This is a genomic window from Paenibacillus amylolyticus (assembly GCF_050990605.1).
Classification (GTDB): domain Bacteria; phylum Bacillota; class Bacilli; order Paenibacillales; family Paenibacillaceae; genus Paenibacillus; species Paenibacillus amylolyticus_H.
Map to the genome: position 1 here is coordinate 2,385,107 of NZ_CP158832.1, position 23,161 is coordinate 2,408,267.

Annotated in this window: 21 protein-coding genes; 19 read left to right on the forward strand and 2 right to left on the reverse strand. The window is 48.1% G+C overall.

The annotated features are described in order from the left end of the window. Positions 1 to 19: 19 nt before the first annotated feature. The 3 genes from ABTV53_RS10975 (at position 20) to ABTV53_RS10985 (ending at position 2,599) form a co-directional block, all read left to right on the forward strand. Positions 20 to 559, forward strand: a complete 540-nt coding sequence (locus ABTV53_RS10975; protein ID WP_433754149.1) for an N-acetyltransferase family protein — start codon at positions 20 to 22, stop codon at positions 557 to 559. A gap of 167 nt (positions 560 to 726) precedes the next feature. Then, positions 727 to 2,202, forward strand: a complete 1,476-nt coding sequence (locus ABTV53_RS10980) for an aldehyde dehydrogenase family protein (protein ID WP_433752886.1) — start codon at positions 727 to 729, stop codon at positions 2,200 to 2,202. A gap of 244 nt (positions 2,203 to 2,446) precedes the next feature. Continuing rightward, entirely contained in the window at positions 2,447 to 2,599 is a 153-nt protein-coding gene (locus ABTV53_RS10985) for a hypothetical protein (protein ID WP_164783094.1), read from the forward strand. 120 nt (positions 2,600 to 2,719) lie between these two features. On the opposite strand, the gene ABTV53_RS10990 is transcribed toward ABTV53_RS10985, so the two are convergent. Further along, positions 2,720 to 2,959, reverse strand: coding sequence for a hypothetical protein (locus tag ABTV53_RS10990; protein WP_074094612.1), 240 nt, complete (start codon positions 2,957 to 2,959; stop codon positions 2,720 to 2,722). A gap of 422 nt (positions 2,960 to 3,381) precedes the next feature. On the opposite strand from ABTV53_RS10990, the gene ABTV53_RS10995 reads away from it, so the two are divergent. The 11 genes from ABTV53_RS10995 (at position 3,382) to ABTV53_RS11045 (ending at position 18,467) form a co-directional block, all read left to right on the forward strand. Continuing rightward, complete coding sequence (locus ABTV53_RS10995; RefSeq protein ID WP_433752889.1) at positions 3,382 to 3,702, forward strand: hypothetical protein; 321 nt, start codon at positions 3,382 to 3,384, stop codon at positions 3,700 to 3,702. Between the two features lie 52 nt (positions 3,703 to 3,754). Further along, positions 3,755 to 7,759: a type VII secretion protein EssC gene (essC, locus tag ABTV53_RS11000; protein WP_433752891.1), complete on the forward strand. Its 4,005-nt coding sequence runs from the start codon at positions 3,755 to 3,757 to the stop codon at positions 7,757 to 7,759. Positions 7,760 to 7,775: 16 nt separating this feature from the next. Further along, a complete protein-coding gene (locus ABTV53_RS11005) occupies positions 7,776 to 8,606 on the forward strand; it encodes a hypothetical protein (protein WP_433752892.1) in 831 nt (276 codons plus the stop codon). A 6-nt stretch (positions 8,607 to 8,612) separates the two neighbouring features. Beyond that, positions 8,613 to 9,161, forward strand: coding sequence for a WXG100 family type VII secretion target (locus ABTV53_RS11010; protein WP_339241716.1), 549 nt, complete (start codon positions 8,613 to 8,615; stop codon positions 9,159 to 9,161). 185 nt (positions 9,162 to 9,346) lie between these two features. Continuing rightward, complete coding sequence (locus ABTV53_RS11015; RefSeq protein ID WP_017689071.1) at positions 9,347 to 9,622, forward strand: WXG100 family type VII secretion target; 276 nt, start codon at positions 9,347 to 9,349, stop codon at positions 9,620 to 9,622. A 157-nt stretch (positions 9,623 to 9,779) separates the two neighbouring features. Continuing rightward, positions 9,780 to 11,852: a hypothetical protein gene (locus ABTV53_RS11020; RefSeq protein WP_433752895.1), complete on the forward strand. Its 2,073-nt coding sequence runs from the start codon at positions 9,780 to 9,782 to the stop codon at positions 11,850 to 11,852. A gap of 32 nt (positions 11,853 to 11,884) precedes the next feature. Beyond that, positions 11,885 to 12,637 carry a vWA domain-containing protein gene (locus ABTV53_RS11025; RefSeq protein WP_076330724.1) on the forward strand — a complete coding sequence of 251 codons (753 nt, stop codon included), beginning with the start codon at positions 11,885 to 11,887 and terminating at the stop codon, positions 12,635 to 12,637. 10 nt (positions 12,638 to 12,647) lie between these two features. Continuing rightward, positions 12,648 to 13,490: a protein phosphatase 2C domain-containing protein gene (locus ABTV53_RS11030; protein ID WP_433752896.1), complete on the forward strand. Its 843-nt coding sequence runs from the start codon at positions 12,648 to 12,650 to the stop codon at positions 13,488 to 13,490. A gap of 373 nt (positions 13,491 to 13,863) precedes the next feature. Next, positions 13,864 to 14,670 (forward strand): SDR family oxidoreductase, encoded by an 807-nt coding sequence (locus tag ABTV53_RS11035; protein ID WP_433752898.1) that lies wholly within the window; start codon positions 13,864 to 13,866, stop codon positions 14,668 to 14,670. A 152-nt stretch (positions 14,671 to 14,822) separates the two neighbouring features. Then, on the forward strand, positions 14,823 to 17,342 hold the full coding sequence (gene hrpB, locus ABTV53_RS11040) for an ATP-dependent helicase HrpB (RefSeq protein ID WP_433752900.1): 2,520 nt from the start codon (positions 14,823 to 14,825) through the stop codon (positions 17,340 to 17,342). A gap of 522 nt (positions 17,343 to 17,864) precedes the next feature. Continuing rightward, positions 17,865 to 18,467, forward strand: coding sequence for a general stress protein (locus ABTV53_RS11045; RefSeq protein ID WP_433752902.1), 603 nt, complete (start codon positions 17,865 to 17,867; stop codon positions 18,465 to 18,467). A 169-nt stretch (positions 18,468 to 18,636) separates the two neighbouring features. Here the strand turns inward: ABTV53_RS11045 and ABTV53_RS11050 are convergent, their stop codons facing one another. After that, positions 18,637 to 19,038, reverse strand: a complete 402-nt coding sequence (locus tag ABTV53_RS11050) for a YidH family protein (RefSeq protein ID WP_433752903.1) — start codon at positions 19,036 to 19,038, stop codon at positions 18,637 to 18,639. A 64-nt stretch (positions 19,039 to 19,102) separates the two neighbouring features. On the opposite strand from ABTV53_RS11050, the gene ABTV53_RS11055 reads away from it, so the two are divergent. From ABTV53_RS11055 to ABTV53_RS11075, 5 genes are all read left to right on the forward strand, one after another. Then, positions 19,103 to 20,251: an acyltransferase gene (locus tag ABTV53_RS11055; protein WP_433752905.1), complete on the forward strand. Its 1,149-nt coding sequence runs from the start codon at positions 19,103 to 19,105 to the stop codon at positions 20,249 to 20,251. Between the two features lie 355 nt (positions 20,252 to 20,606). Further along, on the forward strand, positions 20,607 to 20,981 hold the full coding sequence (locus tag ABTV53_RS11060) for a helix-turn-helix transcriptional regulator (protein WP_036609188.1): 375 nt from the start codon (positions 20,607 to 20,609) through the stop codon (positions 20,979 to 20,981). A 2-nt stretch (positions 20,982 to 20,983) separates the two neighbouring features. Continuing rightward, a complete protein-coding gene (locus tag ABTV53_RS11065; RefSeq protein WP_433752906.1) occupies positions 20,984 to 21,991 on the forward strand; it encodes a Gfo/Idh/MocA family protein in 1,008 nt (335 codons plus the stop codon). Between the two features lie 271 nt (positions 21,992 to 22,262). Further along, the gene (locus tag ABTV53_RS11070; protein ID WP_433752908.1) at positions 22,263 to 22,703 is read left to right on the forward strand and encodes a ribonuclease; all 441 of its coding nucleotides are present in this window, start codon (positions 22,263 to 22,265) and stop codon (positions 22,701 to 22,703) included. Between the two features lie 14 nt (positions 22,704 to 22,717). Beyond that, entirely contained in the window at positions 22,718 to 22,993 is a 276-nt protein-coding gene (locus ABTV53_RS11075) for a barstar family protein (RefSeq protein ID WP_433752910.1), read from the forward strand. The last annotated feature ends 168 nt before the right edge of the window (positions 22,994 to 23,161 follow it).

Below are 23,161 nucleotides of genomic sequence, written 5' to 3' on the forward strand. Positions count from 1 at the left end.
GAGAAAGCGAGTGATAGCTATGCTGATCAGGCCGGCGCGTGAAGGGGATGCGCAAGGAATAGCCCATGTACATACGGAGAGTTGGAAAACAACGTATCGGGGAATTGTGCCTGACGATTTTTTGGATCATTTGACTATAGAATCAAGATTGTCCCAGTGGGAGGAGACCATTCGTTCTGGCGAAAAGGATCGGATCCTGGTGGTAGCTGAACAGGATGATGGGAATATTGTCGGATTTGCTTGTGGGGGTAAGGAGCGTGAAGGAAAATTACCTTATGATGGAGAGTTGTATGCTATATATTTGCTGAAGGAAGTGCAACAAACGGGGATAGGTCAGCAACTCGCGACACATGTCGTTCATCATCTGCAAACCCACAATATGAAACGTTTGATCATATGGGCTTTGGAGCGTAATTCAGCATGCCGCTTCTATGAAAAGATGGGAGGCACTCCAGTCCAGACACAGTCCATCCGTATTGGTGGTCAAGATCTGATCGAAGTTGGCTACGGATGGGAAGACTTGAGCCTCTTTGGAGAGAAGAGCCTGCCTGACAGATGAAAGACGTGCAGGGGCGGCAAAATATTGTGAATTGTGTTGTTTCCTTAAGCGTAAGGAATGGAAGGTTAATTCAGATCTACACGTTTGCGTATTTCTGAACAAGGTTAATGAAGTATTACACCGTTATGCAGGTGTGACATTTAATCTTGATCAGGAGGCGTATTCAAATGACTTTAATGGACACCAAACATACAACATGGACGAAACAATATATTAATGGCAAATGGGTAGATGGCTCCGGTGAGAAAACAATGGAGAATATCAACCCTTATACGGGAGAAGTTATTGCCACATGGCGTTCTTCCAATAAGAAGGACATAGATAAGGCTTATGAGTCTGCTCAGAAAAATTCAATTGAGTGGGCGAAGTCATTACCTGCTGTGAAAGAAGAGGTACTGCGTAAAGTGTCATCCCTGATGACAGAGCGAAAAGAGGAGATTATTCAACTGTTGATCACAGAATCCGGGAGTACCCGAATCAAATCGGAGGCGGAGTTTGCAGCGGCTAAACGCATTGTGGATGAAGCAGCATCTTTCCCTTATCGCATGAAGGGTGAGATTATTCCGTCCAATACCCCTGGCAAAGAGAACCGTGTGGTTCGGGAGCCGAAGGGTGTGGTCGGTGTTATCGGGCCATGGAATTTCCCTTTGCATCTATGCCTTCGATCCGTAGCTCCAGCGATTGCTCTCGGCAATGGTGTGGTGATTAAACCAGCATCAGACACTCCGATTACGGCAGGTTGGCTCATTGCCGATTTGTTCGAACAAGCCGGTCTACCTGAGGGCGTGCTGAATGTCGTTGCCGGAAGTGGCAGTGAGATCGGGGATTACTTTGTCGCTCATCCGGTTCCCAAAGTAATTTCATTCACGGGTTCCACAGAAGTTGGACAGGGGATCGGTAAGCTGGCAGGTGAACATTTAAAAGAAACGGCACTGGAGCTAGGCGGCAACAACGCCATGGTTGTGCTGGAAGATGCGGATATTGAACGTGCTGCCGAAGCCGCGGTCTTTGGCAAGTTTCTGCATCAGGGACAGATCTGCATGGCGCTGAATCGTATCATTGTGCATGCTGATATTTACGACAGATTCGTCGATTCATTTGTTGTCAAAACGAGGAATGTGCAGGCGGGTGATCCGGCAGATGCCAAAACACTCGTGGGTCCTCTCATTCGGGAAAAAGAGGTAACACGATTGCAGGATCTTGTGAACAAAGCCAAGGACGAAGGCGCACGTTTATTGCTCGGTGGGACGAGTAAAGGTAGTGTACTGTCTCCTACTGTACTTGCCGATGTTAAACCTGAACAAGATATCGTGCAGCAGGAATTGTTTGGCCCGGTGGCAGTGATCATGAAGGCTCAAGATGAGAATGAAGCTGTACGTTTGGCGAATGATACTCCTTATGGACTTAGTGGTTCCGTATTCACCAAAGATCTGAATCGAGGATATCAGGTTGCCCAGCGCATTGAATCGGGTATGGTGCATGTAAATGATCAGTCTGTGAACGATGAAGCGCATGTGATGTTTGGCGGTGAAAAGGCTTCAGGGATTGGACGTTTCGGTGGTGATTGGGCAATTGAGAAGTTTACACGTACTCGTTGGATCAGCATACAGCACCAATATCGGGAATATCCTGGAGTGAAATAAGTCGAAAAAGGTTGAAATGGCAGAGATATTTATGAATGATTAGAATGGGTGCAAAAAGATCGACAAAACATGCGAAAGTCCGTATCCAGCTTGGTGGGACGGGCTTTTTGCACAATTTTACACCACAGCAAAATACGGCTTGATATAAGAGGGGGAAAGCTGTTTGGGTCTGATGCTATCTGGTTATTTATGGATACACGGAAGAATTGATCCGTAAATCCAATGGCAAAGGGGCTTTAAATTCATGTCCATTGACCGCTTTATTCTGAGGAAACTGAATACCTGTCAGGAAGAACATACACGTGCCAATTTGGTTCGGCTGTTTGTCATTCGTATTCGTAAAGCCGAGATTGCGGAAGAGCATGATGCCGCCTATGTCCTAAGCAAACTGCATTGAGTGAAGGCTGATCATAATTGCAATCCGCTGTTAACGTGTATACACCTCAAAAAGGAAGCTTGTCTAAAACGACAGCTTCCTTTTTCATGTCTTGTAATGAATGTGGCTGAGGGACTCCTTTTAATATAATGATAAAGCAAGGGAGTCGTTTTCACTTCGACTGTGGAGAATGGCCTCTCCATTCACAATCTCAATACTAATTAAAGAATGCAGACATTTTTGAATGGCACGTTTACCGTTGCTAATTTTATGCTCCAGAGCACTGCTAAGCAATCTTAATGTCTTCTGCATAGGTTGTTTGTTTTCTTGATTAAAGTATACAGGGATTGATTTGTTTTGAAAGGTTATTAGGGTTCTCACTTGAAATCACCTCACGGTTGTTATTTCATACAGGTAATATTAAATTCCAATGCTTAAAATTACCTTAAAATCAGCTTATGAAAACATAAAGGTGGGTAATGTTTGAAAAGTGTTCACAATTCAATTGTGAGCGAAGGAATAAAAGTCCCGAAAAACGAATCTTAATTACCATTTAAATGGAACAAAAAATAAAAGGTTTCGTATCCTCGCAATATTTAAATGCATAACTGCCACGAAAGTTCTGAGTCAAATGTACGATATTTTAATATATACGTGGGTCATATGTAACAAAATTACAGGTGGTACATTGCAAACAGGGTGTTTATGTAAGAAAATAGGGTTGATATAACGATTCATTCTCTTTTTTTTGATTTAATCTGACATTAGGACAATTTACATATGAGACCATGGGAGGGATTCGGATGATTCTAACCGTGTTTTCCGGCCGCGAGGAAGGAGAATGGTTCGACATCGATGTTCCGGATGAATGCACCATTGAACATTTGAAGACATTACTTGGCGTTCGCATTTTCGGACAGGCACCGGGAGACGGCATTCAGTACATCCTTGAAGCCAAGTTTCCGGAAGGGCTGTGGTTCTCTCCGCAGAACGCACAGCAGTTAATGGAAACAGGGCTGCGGCAAGGCAGTTGCGTACGTGTCCAGCGGGCTTTTTCAACGACTGCGGAAGAAGCGCCTGTATATGGGAGACGTTCATTATTTCAAAAGGACAGCAACGAATAGGGCTTTTGAACGTATACATTCTATTGAACGAACTAAAGGAGGTCTTCTCTTCGTGAATGTGTTATATCAGCGTTCTCCAAGAATGACACCGGTTCTCAAGGAAGAAGGACTCGAAATACTCAGGCCTCCAACAGAACCGAGCAAACCCACGTTTTCCATGATATCCATTATTGTGCCGATCATGATGACCATGGTCAGCATTGGTTTCTACGTATATATCAATATGACCGGCAAAATGGGCAACAGCAATTATATGATGTTTCAGATGATGACGGTCATGATGATGCTTACTTCTTACACCATTCCATTCTTCGTGTATCTGAGCAACAAGAAATCATATCGCAAAAAATTGGAAGAACGAAAAACCATGTATCTTGCCCAACTGGACAAACACCGGGAAGAACTGAAGGAAGCTCAGGCGGAGCAAGTGAAGAGCCTGTACGAAATTCATGGGGATCCGGGTGTGTGTCTTCAAGTGGTGAAGAACCGGAACAGTTCCTTGTGGGAGCGTTCACCAGAGGATGATGATTTCCTTCAGGTGCGCATTGGTACGGGAGAGATTCCATTCCGTATCAAACTACAGGTTCCACGGATTGATGGTTATGAGAAGGATGAGCTAATTGAAGCGGTCCATGAACTTGCGGGTGAATTCCAGACGGTACCGGATGCTTCCATTACATTGCCTTTGTTCCAATCGAAGGTTATGGGACTGGTCGGTGATCGGGAGGAAGTGCTTGCTTCCCTGCGAGTCATCATCTCACAACTGACGGTACGTCACTCCCCGGATGAACTGAAGCTTGCTGCTTTCTATGAAGAAAAGGACAGCAAAGAATGGGATTGGCTTCGCTGGATGCCCCATATCTGGGATGAAGACCAGGGACAACGCTATATGGCCGACAGGCACAGCGGTGCGCATCAATTGGCGGACAGCTTGTTTTCCGTGTTGAACCGGCGCCGTAACAATAAGGAAGACCGCTACAAGAAAAGCATACAAACGCCGTGTTACGTTGTGATTCTCTCCGATACGCAATTGATTGAAGAAGAACCATTACTTCCGCTGCTACTTGAATCGGCTCAAGACATTGATGTATGCACCATCATACTGGCTAATCGCAAGGAGTCTCTACCGATGCATTGTCAGTTGATTATGGATGCTTCCAAAGGCAAAGGCGTATATATCAAAAAAACGGAAGATGCGGATGTTATTCAACAAACGTACAAGCCTGATGTGATCACGAAGGAGATGGCAGAGGCGCTTTCCCGTTATATGTCACCGATCCGCTTAAAACGGTCATCTGCATCAGATATCCCGCAAGTGCTTCCGTTATTCGATATGCTGAGCACATCACGCGTGGAAGATCTGGATGTGGTGTCCAGATGGGGGCAGACGAGATATCCTGATACACTGCCCGTACCAATGGGTGTACGAGCTGGCGGCAAAAAAATAGCGATAAACCTGCATGACAAAATTGAACGTCAGGGTCATGGCCCTCATGGTTTGATTGCAGGTACAACCGGTTCAGGTAAAAGTGAAGTCATCCAATCCATCGTAGCTTCGCTGGCTGCTGAATTCCATCCCCATGATCTGGCTTTTATGCTGATTGACTATAAAGGTGGCGGGATGTCCAATACATTTGTTGATCTGCCTCATGTGGTGGGGACGATCACCAATCTGGATGGAAATCTGATCGAGCGGGCGAATATCTCACTTCGGGCCGAACTGGTCAGAAGGCAAAAAATATTAAATGATGCGGGAAACCTCCAGCACATTGATGAATACTACAAGATTCTGCGTTCCAGACATGAGCAGCCACTTCCGCATCTGGTCATTATCATTGATGAGTTTGCTCAATTGAAGCGGGACCAGCCGGAGTTCATGGATGAACTGATCAGTATCGCGGCCATTGGCCGGACACTTGGGGTTCATCTAATTCTGGCAACCCAAAAGCCAGCTGGTGTTGTGGACGATAAAATATGGAGTAATTCGCGCTTCCGGATCTGCCTTCGCGTACAGAGTGAGGGAGATAGCAGGGACATGATCAAGATTCCAAATGCTGCCTGGATTACAAAGCCTGGTCGTGGATATTTCCAGGTTGGTAGTGATGAAGTGTTTGAAGAAATGCAATTTGCATGGAGTGGTGCACCGTATAACCAGCAGGAGGATTCAACGACGGTATTACCTGTTATGGAAGTGCGCCTGAACGGTAAGCGGGAGCCTCTGTTAACCGGAGAGCGGAGAGCCGTTCTCAAAGGTGAAGATGTTCCGAAACAGCTTCAGGTATTTATTGATTATGTTGCGAAGTCTGCAGCGGATGCGGGTATCCGTCGTTTGCCAGGGCCATGGTTGCCACCTCTACCAGAGACATTGGAATGGGAAGGTCTTCAGGACTGGCAGGAAGAAGAGAATCGGGATCTGCTGCTTGATGGAGGAGCGATTGGTCTGAAACCACTGGTTGGTTTGCTGGATGATCTTCCCAATCAGCGTCAACAACCGCTCGCATTGCCTATGGATCAAGGCCATCTGGTCGTTTACGGCATGCCGGGACTCGGAAAAACAACATTTGTGCAAACCTTGCTTATGTCTCTGGCCCGTTCTCACAGAACTGAGCCTTGGCATGGTTACATTATCGATATGGGTCGCATGATGAAGGACTTTGCAGCACTACCTCAGATCGGTGGCGTGATGATGGCGGAAGAGGAAGACCGGATCAAACGGTTATTCCGCTATATTCTCAAGCTGTCGGCACAACGCAAAGATATCATCTCGGAGGCGGGGGTTAAAACGATTTCGGCTTACCGCCGGACAGCTCACGCGGCTGTCCCGCAGGTTGTGGTCGTTATCGATGGTTACCTTTCATTCCGCAATGCCTATCCGGAAGAAAATGAACTTCTGGAGACGATCCTGCGTGAAGGCGGAAGTCTGGGTATCACCTTTGTGCTTACTGCGAATCGGGTAACCGATGTATTTGAAAAATTCAGAAGCAATATTCCCAATGCGGTTTCATTTGAGTTATCCGATCCAAGTGATTATTATTATGCCGTGGGAAGACCTTCCAAAGCACCAAGCCAACTTCCGCCAGGAAGAGGTCTGGTCAAAGGGCAAGTGCCTCCGTTGATGTTCCAGGCGGCATTACCTTCTTCCGGGGCAGATGAGGGCAAACGCTCATCGGCATTGCGCCGTACGATCGCTGAGATTCGCCAAGGCTGGACAGGGGAAGAAGCGCCTCAGATTGCTCCGCTTCCGGAAGAGATCAGACTCAAGGATCTGCTCATTCAGACAGGATCATATGGTCAGGCATGGGATACATCATCTGTAACTGTCCCTGTGGGACTGCTTACGGATGATCTTGAACCATTCCAGCTTAATCTGCGTGAAGGTCCACATTTCATGGTAACGAGTCCGATGGAAGGCGGCAAAACGACATTTTTGTTGACATGGATGTTATCACTGGCTTATCATGCTTCTCCGGAAGATGTACAAATATACACAGTAGATATGCGTTATGGCGCAGGTGGACTGGGGGAAATTAGCAGTTTGCCACATGTCCGTGGACATGTATCGCGAGAAGAACAGCTTGCACCTGTGATTCAACAGTTGTACGATGAAGTTCTGAAAAGAGGCGAGATTTCCGGTGGACCGGAACTTGTGCTCGTTATCGACGATGCGGACACCTTGTCCAAGCAGCTAAACGATTTTAATGTAAAAGATCAATTGGGAGCGATTGTTCGTCAAGGAAGGGATCGCGGTGTACACGTGATTCTATCCGGGGTTCCGGCAGACTTCCCAACCTTTGGTTCTGACTGGGTAACAGATGTGAAGGCTTCCCAGAGTGGAATGCTGTTCGGGACTTTAGACCCTAACGATCTCTCGTTCTTCCGTATACCTTATTCCGAATCTGGAGGTAGTTCAGGTGGGCTGAAGGTACTGCCTCCGGGTCAAGGTTATTATGTAAAACGTAAATATTCCAGGATTAAAGGTGCAGTTCCATGTGATGACAGCTGGAAAATGACCGATTGGATTTCTGAAATTCGTGACCGATGGCATGTTGTAGTTTGAGGGGAGGTGGCTCATAATGTTGACGGTTCATGATTCTAAGCAAAAGGTAGTCACGTTGCAAACAAAAGAACTTTTTTTCCTGGCCGGTATTCTCGGTTCAGACCGACTGCTTGGTGTGGAAGATCCGTTTCGCGGCTATATGGCGGAGGATATCGCTATGGAGTGGGAGAGCGTCAAAACCTCTCTGCTTGACAAAGGATATCTGATTCGGGATCAGGACACCGATGAGCTGATCATGACACCGACCGTTTTCTCCAGGGTAGCCATTGCCGGATTGTCCGACAGAGCTTGTTGGATTCGATACACGATCAACGGCAAGTCGTATGAAAGTTATATACATTGCACGGATGAGCGGGTCGTTGAAGTTTCCCGTGTTGACGACGTACCGGACTCGTTCCGGCTTAGCGATCTGGGAAGTGTTCGTGAAGCCATTGATGTTCTGATAGAGCGGATGAAATGGAGCGGCCATTCTCCTGCGGAGAAACCGGCACTAATGTGCTCCAAGAAAAAATTTTATGATGTCATGAATGAGCTTGAGAACAGCGGGGTACAGACCGTAGCAGATGAACTCGCACAGGAGACAAGTGATCCTGAGGGCTCGCTTGCGCTGGCACGCTGTCTGGTGGGTAAGGAGTCAGATGGGGAGCTTCGTTTGCTCGTATGGAATGAAGACGGGTGGAAGTCGCAGTCTGCAGCATTTGCTGCAAGTGCGGTATCCAATTGGTTGTTCCGGATGAGCACTGCGGCTTCAGATGATTGGCTAGTTGCAGCACTGACGACTAGAGAACAGTTTCACGAGATGCTGCTGGACTGGCTTAAACAGCCTGCAGGGGAAGAGGAAAGGTGATGGTAAATGCGCATTCGTGTGGAACCGGATGTGCTTCGGGCACTGAGCAAGCAGATTCAGTATGCAGCGGAGCAAATACAGCAAAAGATGACAGTGTTGGATCAGGCGATTCATTCGCTGGAGTGGGAGGTTGAATCCCGCGCAGCGGTGATGAGTGAATGGAATCACAGTAAACGACTGGGCGAGGATGCGCTTCGTCGATTAATGGACTTAAGCGTACAGCTGGGACGCAAAGCATTGTTATTCCAGCAGGCAGACATGGAGTATCGTTCCGTGCTGAGTCATGTGAACACAGCCTATGGTAATGCGGTCAATATGCTGAATGTTCTTCAGAACAATCGTACAGGAGAAATCATGCCTGCACATTCTGCAACTGTAGCTGTAGTATCCGATCCCCTTTCCGCAATGGCTGCCGTATATCGTGTACAGGATGCCGCTCCGCCGGATGGCTCCCCTGCTACATTGGTTCAGGCTATGCAGCCTGAGCCGGTAGCATGGAGATTCACAGATCCTTCCTTTCGGGGAAGAAGAGGGACCGAGCCTGTGGTTTCCTGAACAGGGTAGATAAAAGTAACAGCAGGAAGTGAATTTTTTTTGTAAATAGGCTGTTAGGAGAAGTTTCAAAGGCTGAAAATGGGGTAAATAGGATTAGGTCCTTCGACTTTTGTTCGATCGATCCTGGTATAGTACAATTTGAACAAGTCAAAATTTAATTGCACAAACCAAGGAGGAATTTACCAATGGCAGGACGTATTTTAGTTACCCCAGAGCAGCTTGATCAGGTTTCCAACCAATTTAAACAAAGCGGTGAGCAAAGTCAGCAAATCGTATCTACATTGACTCAATCCATCACAAGCATGGAAGGACAATGGGAAGGTATGACAAAGCAACGCTTCTTCCAGGAGTTCCAAGAAGCTAGCAAACAAATGCAATCATTCGTTCAAACGCTGAACAGCATCAGCGCTGAACTTACAGCTATTGCTAACAAATTCCGTACAGCTGACCAAGCTCGTTAATCTGCTTACATAGATCGGGCCGATTTGAAGTCTGAATTCGTCCTGAATCATTAGCGGGTAGCAAGCTGAAGATGTACAACTACAGCAAAAACCGGGCGTTGTCACAACACCCGGTTTTTGCTGCAACTATGACACTAGGACAGAGAGAGGGATAAGCATGTCTTTTCAACCAAATCCCGGGGATGAAGTGGTGATTAACGACATTGCCTATACGATTGGGCAACATCCGGCTGCGCCGGGCCTGGCTTATGCCCAAGCCGGAAGGCAGGGGATTGTTTATCAGTTGTTACCCCGAAATGGTTCCATTCATGGGGCCAAAGCACTAAAAGTATTTTTTCCAAAATTCCGTATTCCGGCTATGGTATATCAGTCTGAGCATATGGAGTCTTATAGTGAACTGCCAGGTTTGCAGGTATGCAAGCGTGATGTGCTCACTCCGGAAAGAAACGGAGCGCTCATTGGAAAACATCCCGATCTGTTATATGCGGTGTTGATGCCATGGGTGCAAGGTCAGACCTGGTTCGATGTGATCAGTGATCAGAGACAGTTGACGGCTGAGGAGAGCCTGAAGCTGGCCAGAGCGCTTGCTGGAACGGGTTCGGCTATGGAACAACGTGGACTGGCTCATTGCGATATGTCCGCTCCCAATGTAATGATTCCGTTTTTTTCCGAAGTGGAGAACCTGGGCAAGGCGTCTGCGGTAGAACTTGTGGATGTCGAGCAGATGTACGGTTCCAAGATGGATCGTCCGGATGCCCTGCTTGCCGGGTCGCCCGGTTATGCAGCCCATCGAACAGTGCACAGCGGTTTGTGGAGTTCATATGCTGACCGATTTGCCGGAGCTGTTATCATTGCTGAAATGTTAAGCTGGTCGGACCCCGTGATTGTAGAGAAAGCGTGGGGCGAAAGTTATTTTGACCAGCATGAAATGCAAACGGTGAGTGAACGGTATTATGCGATGCGGGAGTCCCTAGAGAAACGTTGGGGTTCCAAACTGTCCGATCTGTTCATTCGAGCTTGGGAAAGTCACGATCTGAGCAGCTGTCCGACGTTTGGCGAGTGGTATGTTGCATTGGCTGCGGTAGATGTGGATCAGGCCAATGCTGCTGCTGCGACATCGGAAGAAGAAGCTGCCAATGCGTCCGAAGCTGACGAGAATCTGAAAAAGAGCTCAGAACCAGTAAGTGAACCGGTGAATACGAAAGACGGGGACATTCCTCAAACGCCACAATCTCCCGATCAGGAAGCGGTTGTGAACCGTCTGTTCCTGCAAGCAAGATCCTTGGAGGATGAAGATAAACCGGCTGCGGCATTGGAAGTGTATCGTTCGCTTTATCATTTCATACCTCATAACAGCGCGATGCAGATGGAAGTCGAGGCTGCAATTAAGGAACTGGATGCCAAGCTTAATCCAAAAGAAGACACAGACAAGCCAGTACCTGTGCCATTCTACAGATCCAAAAAGTTCATGATTTCCTCCGCTGTGCTTATTGTATTGCTGGCAGGTGGTGTGCCAACGGTCAAAATACTGGCCGATCAGGCAGAAGTGAAGCAGAAAGAACAGCAGGAAGCTACACGACTGGCAGAGGTCAAGGCTACGGAAGAGGCTGAAGCTGCAAAGGCAGCTGCGCTCAAACAGCAGCAAGAGCAAGAGAAGCAAAAGGCCGCAGAGGCTGCGAGACTGGATGCAGAGGAAAAGAAAAAGCTCGCTGAAGCCAAACAGAAGGAAGCGGAAGCAAAGAAAAAAGAAGAAGAACGTAAGGCGTTACAGGCCAAGTACGACAAACAGGCGAAGTATGAGGCCTATCTGGTGAAGCAGGAACAGCAGAAAAAAGAAGCTGCCAAGCGAGCGCAGCAGGAGAAATACGATAAACAGGCAAAATATGAAGCTTATCTGGTCTGGAAAAAAGAGAATGATGCCAAGCTTGCAAAACAGGAAGCGGAGCGTAAAGCGGCAGCTGAAGTTAAACGGCAACAGGAGATTGCTCAGAAAGCCGCGCTCAAGAAAAAACGTGCCCAGAATGTGGTCACGCTGATTGCTCATTACAATAAAACGTATAACGCACAAAAAGGCAGAAAAATTGAAAATGCGGAAGCGTATGCCCGTGATTTCAAAAATCTTTATAATACCGATGCTGCTTATTTCAAAGGGGTCGGCAAAGTGGCGGCTCGAATGAGTGCCATTAACAAATTCCTGAGCGATAATAGCTACACGTTACCCAACTTATAAATAACGTGAACGACGGAGGTGACTCACCCTAGATGAACTACACGATTCAAGCATCACAGCGTACACCTGCACTTATTATATATTTGATTGATATTAGTGCTTCCATGAACATGGTTCTGGAAAATCGTCGGCGGATTGACGTCGTCTATGATGCCTTATCTCTCGCGATACGCCAAATGGTATTTCGGTCCACTAAGGGAAATCGTCTGACACCTCGCTATCGCATAGCCATATTGGCTTACAGCGATGATGTATATGACTTGTTGAACGGCATCAAAGGAATCGATGAGATCGCTGCAGTTGGATCTTTGCCTGACCTGACCCCGAAACGGTTCTCGGATTCTGCGAAGGCTTTCCTGCAGGCGGAAAAGATTCTTCAGGCCGAAATTCCGAATATGCAGGATTGTCCTGCTCCACTTGTGTGCCACATGACCGATGGGGTAGCCACAGGTGAAGATCCCGAGCCCATTGCGAAAAGAATCATGGGCATGAGTGTACCTGATGGCAATGTGCTGGTGGAGAATATTTTTATATCCGATCATCTGCTGGAAGGGCCGATTGCTGAACCTAGAAGATGGAAGGGAATCTCTTCGGAAACAAATCTACAGGATGAGCATGGAGAGAAGCTGCGGAATATGTCTTCTGTTCTGCCCGAAAGTTATCGGGAAATGCTCGTTGAAGCTGATTATTTGCTTGCACCCGGTGCACTCATGATGCTGCCAGGTACCTGCGCAGAACTGGTATCGATTGGGTTCCAGATGTCCGCTGCTACGCCTGTGAGATAGGAGGGGAATCATGAGAGCAATGCGTTTGGCAACATTGTCTGCTGGAGATAAGGGAGGCCATGCCGAGCAACGGCATGGCAACTTTCGCTATGTGAGTGTACAGACGGGAGAACAGCCACTAACCTGCTATCATGGCACATTCAAGTGCAGATATGGTTATGGCAGAGCGGCTGAGACGGTACATCAGGGAGATACTGGACAGGACTTTGCTGCGGTACGTATGAAAGGCAATGTCTGCAATTTTGTATTGTGTGATGGCGTAGGCATGAGTTACCTGGGAGACTTTGCAGCACGTTTTCTGGGGAATGCTTTGTTGGATTGGCTGGAAACGACGCAACACCCGACAGAAGAGGGCGTTGAGCGTCTGCTTCGGGATCTGACCCTTCCTGCATCTGAGCAGCTGGAGAAATTACAGCCACTGGAAAGCTCTCCTTTGTTGCTGCGTGAAGTGTTGATGGAAAAGCGAAGTCGAGGCAGTCAGGCCATGTATGTGTGTGGACGGATCGAGCTTACGGGAGGCGGTCGCAAAAGTCGGGTGTGGCTTGCGTGGCAAGGAGATTCCCGTATTCGCCTTTGGCGTAATGGCCAGGAAGATTCTGATTTATTTCAGACTCACTGCAAGACCAATGAGCGTTGGTCTACACTCGAAGGTCCTGTTGGAGGTAAACCGCACATCTGCGAGATGAAAGGGTCCGCAGGAGATTCACTGCGGCTCCAGTTATACACGGATGGGTTAAATGATCTGGATGCCATTCAAGCCTATGTTCCGGATGAACACATTCAGGTATTGCTGGATGCTACACATACCGGCGGTCTTGAAGATGATGCCGCTTTCATTGAGTTGGAATGGTGAGTGCCAGTTATAAAGTTGTGGACCGATCCAGATGCTGCTGTAACATTGGTGTAGACCAAAGGTGAAAAAACTTGCTGGTGTTGATTTAAAAGACACTCTTTTTGGGTAATCTTGTGAAGAATTGATTTTAAGTGTGTGTTCAAAAAGGTCGGTTTTCAGTACCAAGAAGATGGGATAAAGCTAGAAATGGAGTAGCGGAGCGTAGATAGAGCTACGTGAGCAACGGACATTTCGGCTGAATTCCATATTCGATGTTGATGATGCCGTTAGGCACCTTTCGTAATCAAAAGCGGACTTTTTGAACAACCTCTTTAACGATGAGCTTGAACGTACATTCTTACATAATTGCCAAATCAAAGGAGTGGAATGGATAATGACACAACAAAACGGCAGGTCACGGTTTCAAGGCAAGGTTGCGATTATTACCGGAGCAGGCTCCGGTATTGGAAAGGCCACTGCGGTCAAGCTGGCAAAAGAGGGTGCACATGTTGCATTGTTTGATCTGGTGAATGATCGAATCTCGGAAACGGAAGCAGAGATTAATGCGCTGCACCCCGGTGCGGCAAGAGCATTTGATGTAGACATTTCTGACCCGGCACGTGTGGAAAAGGCCGTACTGGAAACCGTTGAGTTATTCGGCGGGTTGGATATTGTTTTTGCCAATGCGGGCATTAACGGTGTATCAGCACCCATTGAGGAAATTTCGGTTGAAGATTGGCAGCAAATTATCACAACCAACCTGAACGGTACATTTTTCACCGTAAAATATGCTTTGCCTCACGTGAAGAAACGGGGTGGCGGCAGCATTATCATTACAAGTTCGATTAACGGCAATCAACGATTCTCAAGCTTTGGCATGTCGGCGTACAGCACCTCCAAGGCAGGGCAGGTTGCTTTTGCCAAGATGGCTGCGCTTGAGCTGGCGAAGTTCAAGATACGTGTGAACGTGATCTGCCCAGGAGCAATTGCGACGAATATCGATCAGAGTACGGTCAAAACGGATGATCTGCAACAGATCATTATTCCGATGGAGTTCCCGGAAGGACAGCAGCCGCTTGCGGACGGACCGGGTCAACCGGAACATGTTGCCGATCTGGTAAGCTTCCTTGCATCGTCCGAATCCAGACATATTACCGGAGCAGAGATCGTCATTGATGGTGCTGAATCATTGCTCAGCTAAGGGAGCATTCTGGATAAATTTCATTTTTACCAAGACATGTCTTAGGATGTGTCTGCGATAGTCGTTCCTCTGGAACGGCTTTTTTTTGTTATAATGCTAACATTCGAATAGATACTGAAGAGCAGCAGGGTACATTCATTAGGAGCGATCATATGCATATAGAGTTACCGATACAAGAGATTATTCCTGAGTTAAGACAGTTATTTCGGGATCAAGATACAGGTGTGTTAATTGCAGAACCGGGGGCGGGCAAAACGACTGTAATACCCTTGGCTTTGTTGGAGGAACCCTGGGTTGCAGGACGTAAAATCATCATGCTGGAACCCCGAAGGCTGGCTGCGCGTTCGGCTGCATCGAGACTGGCGGCTACACTTGGGGAAAAAGCGGGACAGACCGTAGGATATCGTGTACGCATGGATACCCGGGTGAGTCAGGGGACACGTATTGAAGTTGTGACGGAAGGGGTATTAACCCGGATGTTGCAGCAAGATCAAGGACTTGAGGATACGGCGATGATTATATTTGATGAATTCCATGAGCGGCATCTACATGGGGACTTGGGCTTGGCCCTGGCATTGGAATCCCGAGCGATGTTACGTCCAGATCTGAAATTGCTGGTGATGTCGGCTACCCTAGATCCTGTTCCGGTCTGTGCATTGCTTGGTGAAGGCACAAAATCAATTCATTGTCCGGGTCGCACGTTTCCGGTGGAAACACGATATGTGCCGAAACCAGCAGCTATGCCGCTGGAACAATTCACGGCTCAGACGGTGACCAAGGCATTAGCCGAACACGAGGGAGACGTGCTTGTTTTCCTTCCTGGTACTAGAGAGATACGCCGTACAGAGGGGGAGTTATCAAATGGTTCTCTTCCTGGAGATGTGAAAGTTCATTCCCTGTATGGCAGTATGCCGGTTGAACAACAGGATGAGGCCATACGCCCGGCGGCTGAGGGCTCGCGCAAAGTGGTGTTGTCCACCTCGATCGCGGAATCCAGCCTCACACTTGCTGGCGTTAAGATTGTGGTGGATGCAGGGCTGAGTCGTGCATCGGCATTCTCGCCGCGCACGGGCATGAGCCGGCTTGTTACCCTGCCAGTGTCCAAGGCGTCAGCAGACCAACGGCGGGGTCGTGCAGGGCGAATTGCCCCGGGGGTGTGTTACCGGCTATGGAGCGAAGAGCTTCATGGGGGACTGCCTGAGGCAGCTCGCCCAGAGATCACCTCTGCGGATCTTGCGCCGCTGGCGCTGGAGCTTGCCGTCTGGGGTGTCCAGTCCCCAGCAGAGCTGCAATGGCTGGACACCCCGCCTGACGCCGCCTACGGCCAGGCACAGGCGCTGCTGCGCCAGCTGGGCGGCCTAGACGACGCAGGCCACATCACGCCCTTCGGGCGGCGGATGAACACGCTTGGCGTGCATCCGCGACTGGCCAGCATGCTGCTCCGCGCGGCGGAGCTTGGGCTGGCCAGCTACGCCAGCATGCTGGCGGCACTGCTGCAGGAGCCTGCCGGCCTACGCAGCAGTGGCAGTGCAGGCGCGGGCACGGACCTCCGCCCGCGCGTAGAGGCGCTGCTGACCGCGGACAGCAGCGGCATGCCGCAAGCGGCAGCGGCTGCCCTAGACGGCGCGGCCGTGCGGCGCATGCTCCAGGAGAGCCGCCAGCTGCGCTCGGCGCTCGGCCCGGCGGCCGATCCGGTGCGGCCGGATGAGGACAGCTGCGGATTGCTGCTGTCCTTCGCCTATCCGGACCGGATTGGGCAACGCAGGGAGGACGGCCGCTATCTGCTGAGCAGCGGCCGCGGCGTACGGCTCGCAGCGACAGAATCGCTGAGCCGTTCAGCGTATCTGGTCGCAGCCGAGGCAGACGACCAGGGCGCAGATGCGCGCATCCTGCTGGCTGCGCCGTTGCAGGAGCAGACATTGTTACAGGCAGCTAAGCACCTGCTGCACGATGAAGTGCAAGTGGCCTGGGATGCCAATACCCGCAGCGTGCGAGCGCATAAGAGACTTCGTATTGGGGCCCTTGTGATGAAAGAGAGCAGTATTGCACAACCACCTGAAGATCAGGTGCTGGAAGCACTGTTGGCTGGAATACGGATGGAAGGACTGGATTGTCTGCCTTGGACAAAAACATCCAGACAACTTGCGGACAGGCTGCGGTTCCTGCATCTCCATCTACCTGAGTGGCCTGACCTGATTGAAGATAATCTGACCGAAGAGCTGGCAGAACATCTCACCCCTTATCTGACAGGCATGCGATCGGCAGCCGACCTGAAGAGATTGTCGATGCAGGATGTATTACTGGGTGGATTGAGCTGGACGCAACGACAACAACTGGACAATGAAGCACCGACGCATATACAGGTGCCGAGTGGATCTCGTATTCCGGTGGACTACAGCCGTCCAGAGGCCCCTGCGCTGGCGGTAAGATTACAGGAGATGTTTGGACAACAGGAGACACCGCGTATAGCTGGTGGGCGGGTCCCGTTGACCATCCATTTGTTATCGCCGGCTCAGCGACCTGTACAAGTTACACGAGACTTGGCTAATTTCTGGCGAGAGACATACTTTGACGTCAAAAAAGATCTGAAAGGTCGGTATCCGAAGCACTATTGGCCGGATAATCCACTTGAAGCAGTCGCCACCAATCGAGCCAAACCACGGGGGAAATAGATAAATTATTTTTGTTTTTTCAGATATCAACGACATGTGTCTGGAGCAGAAGGTGAAGCGGGAGGGCTAACGAACCTGTGACGTCTTATTCAGCGATTTGAAGCACCTACAGCAATCTAAGGAATCTGAGACACGTTATATTCGAATAATTAGCGTTTACTACGGGTTTGTCAGGTGATTTTGGTAAATAACGTGTCTCATGTTTCTTACCCAATAAACGGAGGACGCAATTGCAAAATAAGACGATCTCAGTTCCTTAGAAAATCGTCTGGATCATTCACCAGGATCAGCCAGCCTGTACTTCAAGATGTTCTGGACGCCGACGTCCTCCCACGTAAGAGTATGCCTGACAACGTATCGCATGCCTGAGTTGGAGCGCGTACCCTGATGAGGAATGAAAAGGAGAGAGCCTCAGCCGTTCATTGCTATTAACACATATTATATTGACTTGCAAACGTTTGAAAGAAACGAAGGCGGGTAATAACATAACGAACCACTCAATAAGATGAGGAGGGATTCATTATGCAAAAGAAAATCGTAGGTGTGTTTAATACAGAACGTGAAGCATCACAGGCTATCGAGGGTTTGAAGGCACAAGGATTCACTTCAGACGAGATCTCCGTTGTTACCCAGGATCGGGATGAATTGAAGGCGATTCGGGAAGAGACAGGTACCAAAGCCCCTGAGGGTGTGGCTGCAGGTGCAGCAACAGGTGGTGTACTTGGTGGCGTAGCGGGTCTGCTTGCAGGGATCGGTGCACTTGCTATACCCGGCATAGGTCCCATTCTGGCCGCAGGTCCGATTGCAGCAGCATTTACCGGTGCAGCTGTGGGTGCAGGAGCTGGCGGATTGGTGGGTGGACTTGTGGGTCTTGGGATTCCGGAAGAGGATGCTAAACAGTATGAGGAGTATGTACAGAATGGCAAAATTCTGCTGCTTGTAGACTCCACCGATCGGGATACCGATGTGTACGATGTGTTTAGCAGCAACAGCCAATTTAATCGGGACAGAGCGCAAGTTCATGGTACAGATGTACCTGCTGAACGGCCGGATCTGGATATGGAAGAACGCAGACTGGAAGCTCAAACCAAAGCAGCGCGATTGGGTAACAATACATTCCTGTAATCTTACCGCATTCGGTTGATACGAAATAGAACCAAATGATATTATATCTGCCAAACGGAATGACATAAATGATCCACAAGCTGGTCATTAGCCGGTTTCCTTAAGGGAAGCCGGCTTTTGTCCCTGTGTTGCATGGAGTTCAATAATGGCGACTGGTGTTTTCGCCCAGTCAAGCAGGGAATAACAATACATATAACAGTACAGCCAAAGCGAGTCCAATCACCAGTAACATCAAAGTGAGAAATCGAATTAATCCTGTCGATGCCAGAAACGTCTGCTCATTGATTTGTGTACGCTTCCGATGATAGGCTGCTGCCGAATACACAATGATGGATATACCACCAATCAGAGATGTGATCCCGGTAATCATCGCCGCAATATGTGCAAGTTGATTATACGCCGACGAATTGAAGCCAAATCCGGCAGCAAGAAAGCCGATACCCGCCATGGCAATACCTGTGCGAACCCAGGCCAGAAAAGTTCGTTCGTTAGCCAGATGTTGCTGAACATATTTGGAGTCGATAGTGGCGATGTCCTTGTCAGCTAAAGAAATATGAATCACCCCGTTCATCAGATATACGACTTCAATTTCATTATATCTTTTATCGTAAAACCAAGAAAGGATGGCTGAATGTATGCCTCGCAAAGAACGAATTACAGAAATAGAGAGCTTAAGGGGAATCGCCTTTGGAGCGGTGGTTCTTCAGCATTCCATCGCACATTACTCTTTGGTCCCGGAAACGAAACTGGAGGATGGCGTGTTACTGGCGATACTGTTGATGCTCTCCAAATTTGCAGTTCCTTTATTCATATTCATAACAGGATTGGTGCTGTTTTATAACACGGGAGACAAGCTGCATTATGGCCCGTTCATGAGAAAAAGAGTAAACGACGTCATTGTGCCTTATCTGATCTGGTCACTCATTTATTTTACACTTGCACCGCGTGGCTGGACCGGATTCGGATGGAATGATATCCCGGACCTAGGCCTGAAGTTGATGACGGGCAAAACAACTTCACACTTTTGGTACATCATTATGTTGATCCAGTTTTATCTGTTATTTCCGCTCTTTTTGCGTGCAATTCGTTTTGTATATCACCGATATCAGGCCAAGGGGCGTATGATCGCATTATTATTTTCTGGTGTGGTGTATCTTGTGCTTGCAGATCAATTAAGAAACATCGCCAAATTCATGGAACGGCTGAATATCCCGGTGCTGACAGATGCTTTTACAACGTATGCAGACCGTAATTTCCTCTATTTCTTTTTTTATTTTGTACTTGGTGCAGCAGCGGGGTTATCCATCCAGCATTGGAATGAATGGATTCATCGATTGCGCTGGATATACTGGACAGTGTTTATTGTTCTGGGTCTTAGGTTTACTTACTTATTAATGCAGGAGTTTCAGAAGCCGGAGGGAATCAAAATTACGTTTTATACGGTCAGCCTGATCCGCCCTGATATGGCACTCTTTCTAATCGCTTCCATTATGGTCATGTACCAGTTGTCCGGGAAACTGCATAATCTCAGGGCTACACGATTGCTCGGATGGATTGGCGGTGTATCGTATGGCGGTTATCTGATGCATATGTTGATGCTGCGATACAGCTATATTCCGGATGAGTTGTTCTATGTTGCTATGGGCTGGAACCCTGTTGTTCGCATGATCATTACCTGGTTGCTCGCTCTTACATTATCCTGTGTGCTGACATGGCTCATCTCGCGTATAAGTTGGGGGAAATGGATTGTGGGAGCCGTGCCGAAATCTGTCCATACCAAATGAATCCATCAACATATGAAAAATTCATAACAGAATCACAACTGTACAGGATTGTACAGGGTCAATTTTGGTATAGGAATTCAGGATTGGCTACACAGGATTCAGGTGGTAGGATACAGGATTCAGAAGTTCCTGAAATAAAACAAACTTTTCAATACTATTTAAAATTTCAATACATGAAAAATTCACAACAGAAAACCTTTTTCCGTGCGACCCCAGGCTATTCCGTATCCACATGGTTTCTTGCTCGCCTTCTTTGAAGTTGGATAAAAGGGAGGCAAAGCGGAGAAAGATGGCAGAACCCGAACATAAGTTTTATAATACTAGATATATAGGTTCTGACAGGAGGGAAATGAACGTGGCTTTTATGATTGCACAGCGGGCATTTATCAAGCTGTATCTGATTACGATGGTTGAACAGCACAGGGGGTATGGTTACGAGATGCTGGAGGCGATGAAGCAGGAATTCAAAGATTACGGTTATGTACCACCCCAGAGCGAGGTATATCGGGCACTGCATGAATTGGTACAGCAGGGGGTATTTTATCGCACGAAGAAGCTGAAAGGTAATGATCCAAAGGTCGATTTTCAGGAAATTGTTTTATATCATTTCACGGATGATGGTGCGGAGAAAGCTGAGTTATACAAGAAACAGGTCAAAACGGATCTGGATCGTTGTCTCGGCATGTTACACAAGGCAGAAGAGGACAATTACGGTACGAAAGGAAGATGAGCATGAACAGACAGTTACAGTGGGGGGTACTCGGTACGTCAACCATTGCCAAAAATGCAGTCATTCCAGCGATCCAGCAGTCCGAGCGTGGTGAGGTGTTGGCGATTGCCAGCCGCAGCATAGTAAAGGCGGAAACCCTTGCCGAAGAACTCGGCATTGCCAGATCGTATGGCAGTTATGAAGAGCTCATCGCTGATCCGGACATTGAAGCCGTCTATATTCCTTTGCCTAACCATATGCACAAAGAATGGACCATCAAAGCGGCACAGGCTGGCAAACACGTGTTGTGTGAGAAACCTGCTGCCCTGAATGCAGATGAATCGGCAGAAATGATCGAGGTATGTCATCAGCATGGCGTTCTTTTTGCAGAAGCGATTATGTATCGATATCATCCCAAGCACAGACGTGTGCAAGAGATTATAGCTAGTGGAGAGATTGGCATCGTCAGAGCCATCCATGGTAACTTTACGTGTAATACCGCTGATGACAAGGAAAATGTAAGGTTCAAAAGAGAGATGGGCGGCGGATCATTATTCGATCTTGGCGTGTACCCGATCTCGGCGGCCCGGATGTATCTGGGACAGGAACCGGAAGCGGTGACCGTACACGCTCTATTCTCGGACGAGCATGATGGCGTGGATATGATGGCGTCGGGACTGGTCGAATTTCCGAATTCGGTAGCTTTAACGTTTGACTGTGGCATGTGGGCTTCAGGACGAGCGGAGATGGAGATTCTCGGTACGGAAGGGCGGATTGAACTGCCAAAAGTGTTTGGCTGGGAGAACAGTGATATTCCACCTCAGATTATTGTGCACACCGATTCGGTTAGCCGTGAGGAGCGTGTGTCGGTGTCGAATTCCTATGTGCTTCAGGTGGAGACGTTTGCAACGGCTGTGCTTGATGGAGCAGCCCTACCTTTCAGTCCGGAAAATACCATTCAGAACATGCGCGTTATTGATGCGTGCCTGGAATCGGCGCGAACGCGTCAACGTGTGCAACTGATCGATTAGATAAGTCAAGTCAGTTTAAACATACTAGTAAATGCAGACTTCATCTTCAGGGATGAGAGTCTTTTTTTCTGTCTTAAAATGTTACAATTATAATATTTTACAATTTAAATGTCCTCATTTGATATTTATACCAAAATGATGTGATATAAATAGTCATGAGATGACTTGTTTACTATAATCTAGCAGAACGCACAACTAGAAAGTTACAGCTTGCAGTATGCATATCGTGACAACGTTCATCTACTTTGAGGGATCGGGAGGCCGAATTTTGATGAAAAAGTTGATATCCACCGCATTACTGGCATTGTTGTTAACGTTTGTTTTCCTCACAGGTTCACAGTTCACTCCAGTCGGACAGCAGAAGGCATCTGCTGCAACATGTACCATCATCAATACGTTTACGGGTGTAGCAAACTATTTGAGTGCAAACGGAACGTTGCCATGTAACTTTATTACCAAATCACAGGCAACAGGACTTGGCTGGGTAGCGTCAAAAGGAAACTTGGCTGTAGTGGCTCCTGGGAAAAGCATCGGCGGAGATGTATTTGGCAATCGGGAGGGGCTTCTGCCTTCAGCCAGTGGACGTACATGGCGCGAAGCAGATATTAACTATACTTCCGGTTTCCGTAATTCGGATCGGATTGTGTACTCCAATGATGGACTCATCTACAAAACGACAGATCACTATGCATCATTTACACGCATGAAATAGAGGAAGGAGCAGCCATGAACACCGTGATTCTGGATGGAGAAAACTTTGCTAGTAGCGCTGAACTTCATCAACAATTAAAGGATAAGCTGAAGCTGCCGGATTTTTATGGCGGTAATCTCGATGCTCTGTGGGATTGCTTGACGGGTACGATTGAACTTCCACTAGAGTTAAAGTGGACCAACTACCGAATTAGCGAGGAACGCATGGAGTATGAAGCAGGACGGGTACGCGATCTGATGTTGGAGGTACAGGCTGAACAGTCTGGATTTATATTGCGTGTTGAGAAGTAGGCAGCATATAAAGGCAGTACAAATACAATCTGTCCAGCCGAGCAGACCACTTGTGGTCTGTTTTTTTGTGTTATAGCAGATCGTTCAAAAGGTTGGCCCAAAAGTCGTGATGTTGATTACGAATCATCTGAAAGCAGAGCGAGAGTTTACTTTGTTCACCCAACGTTA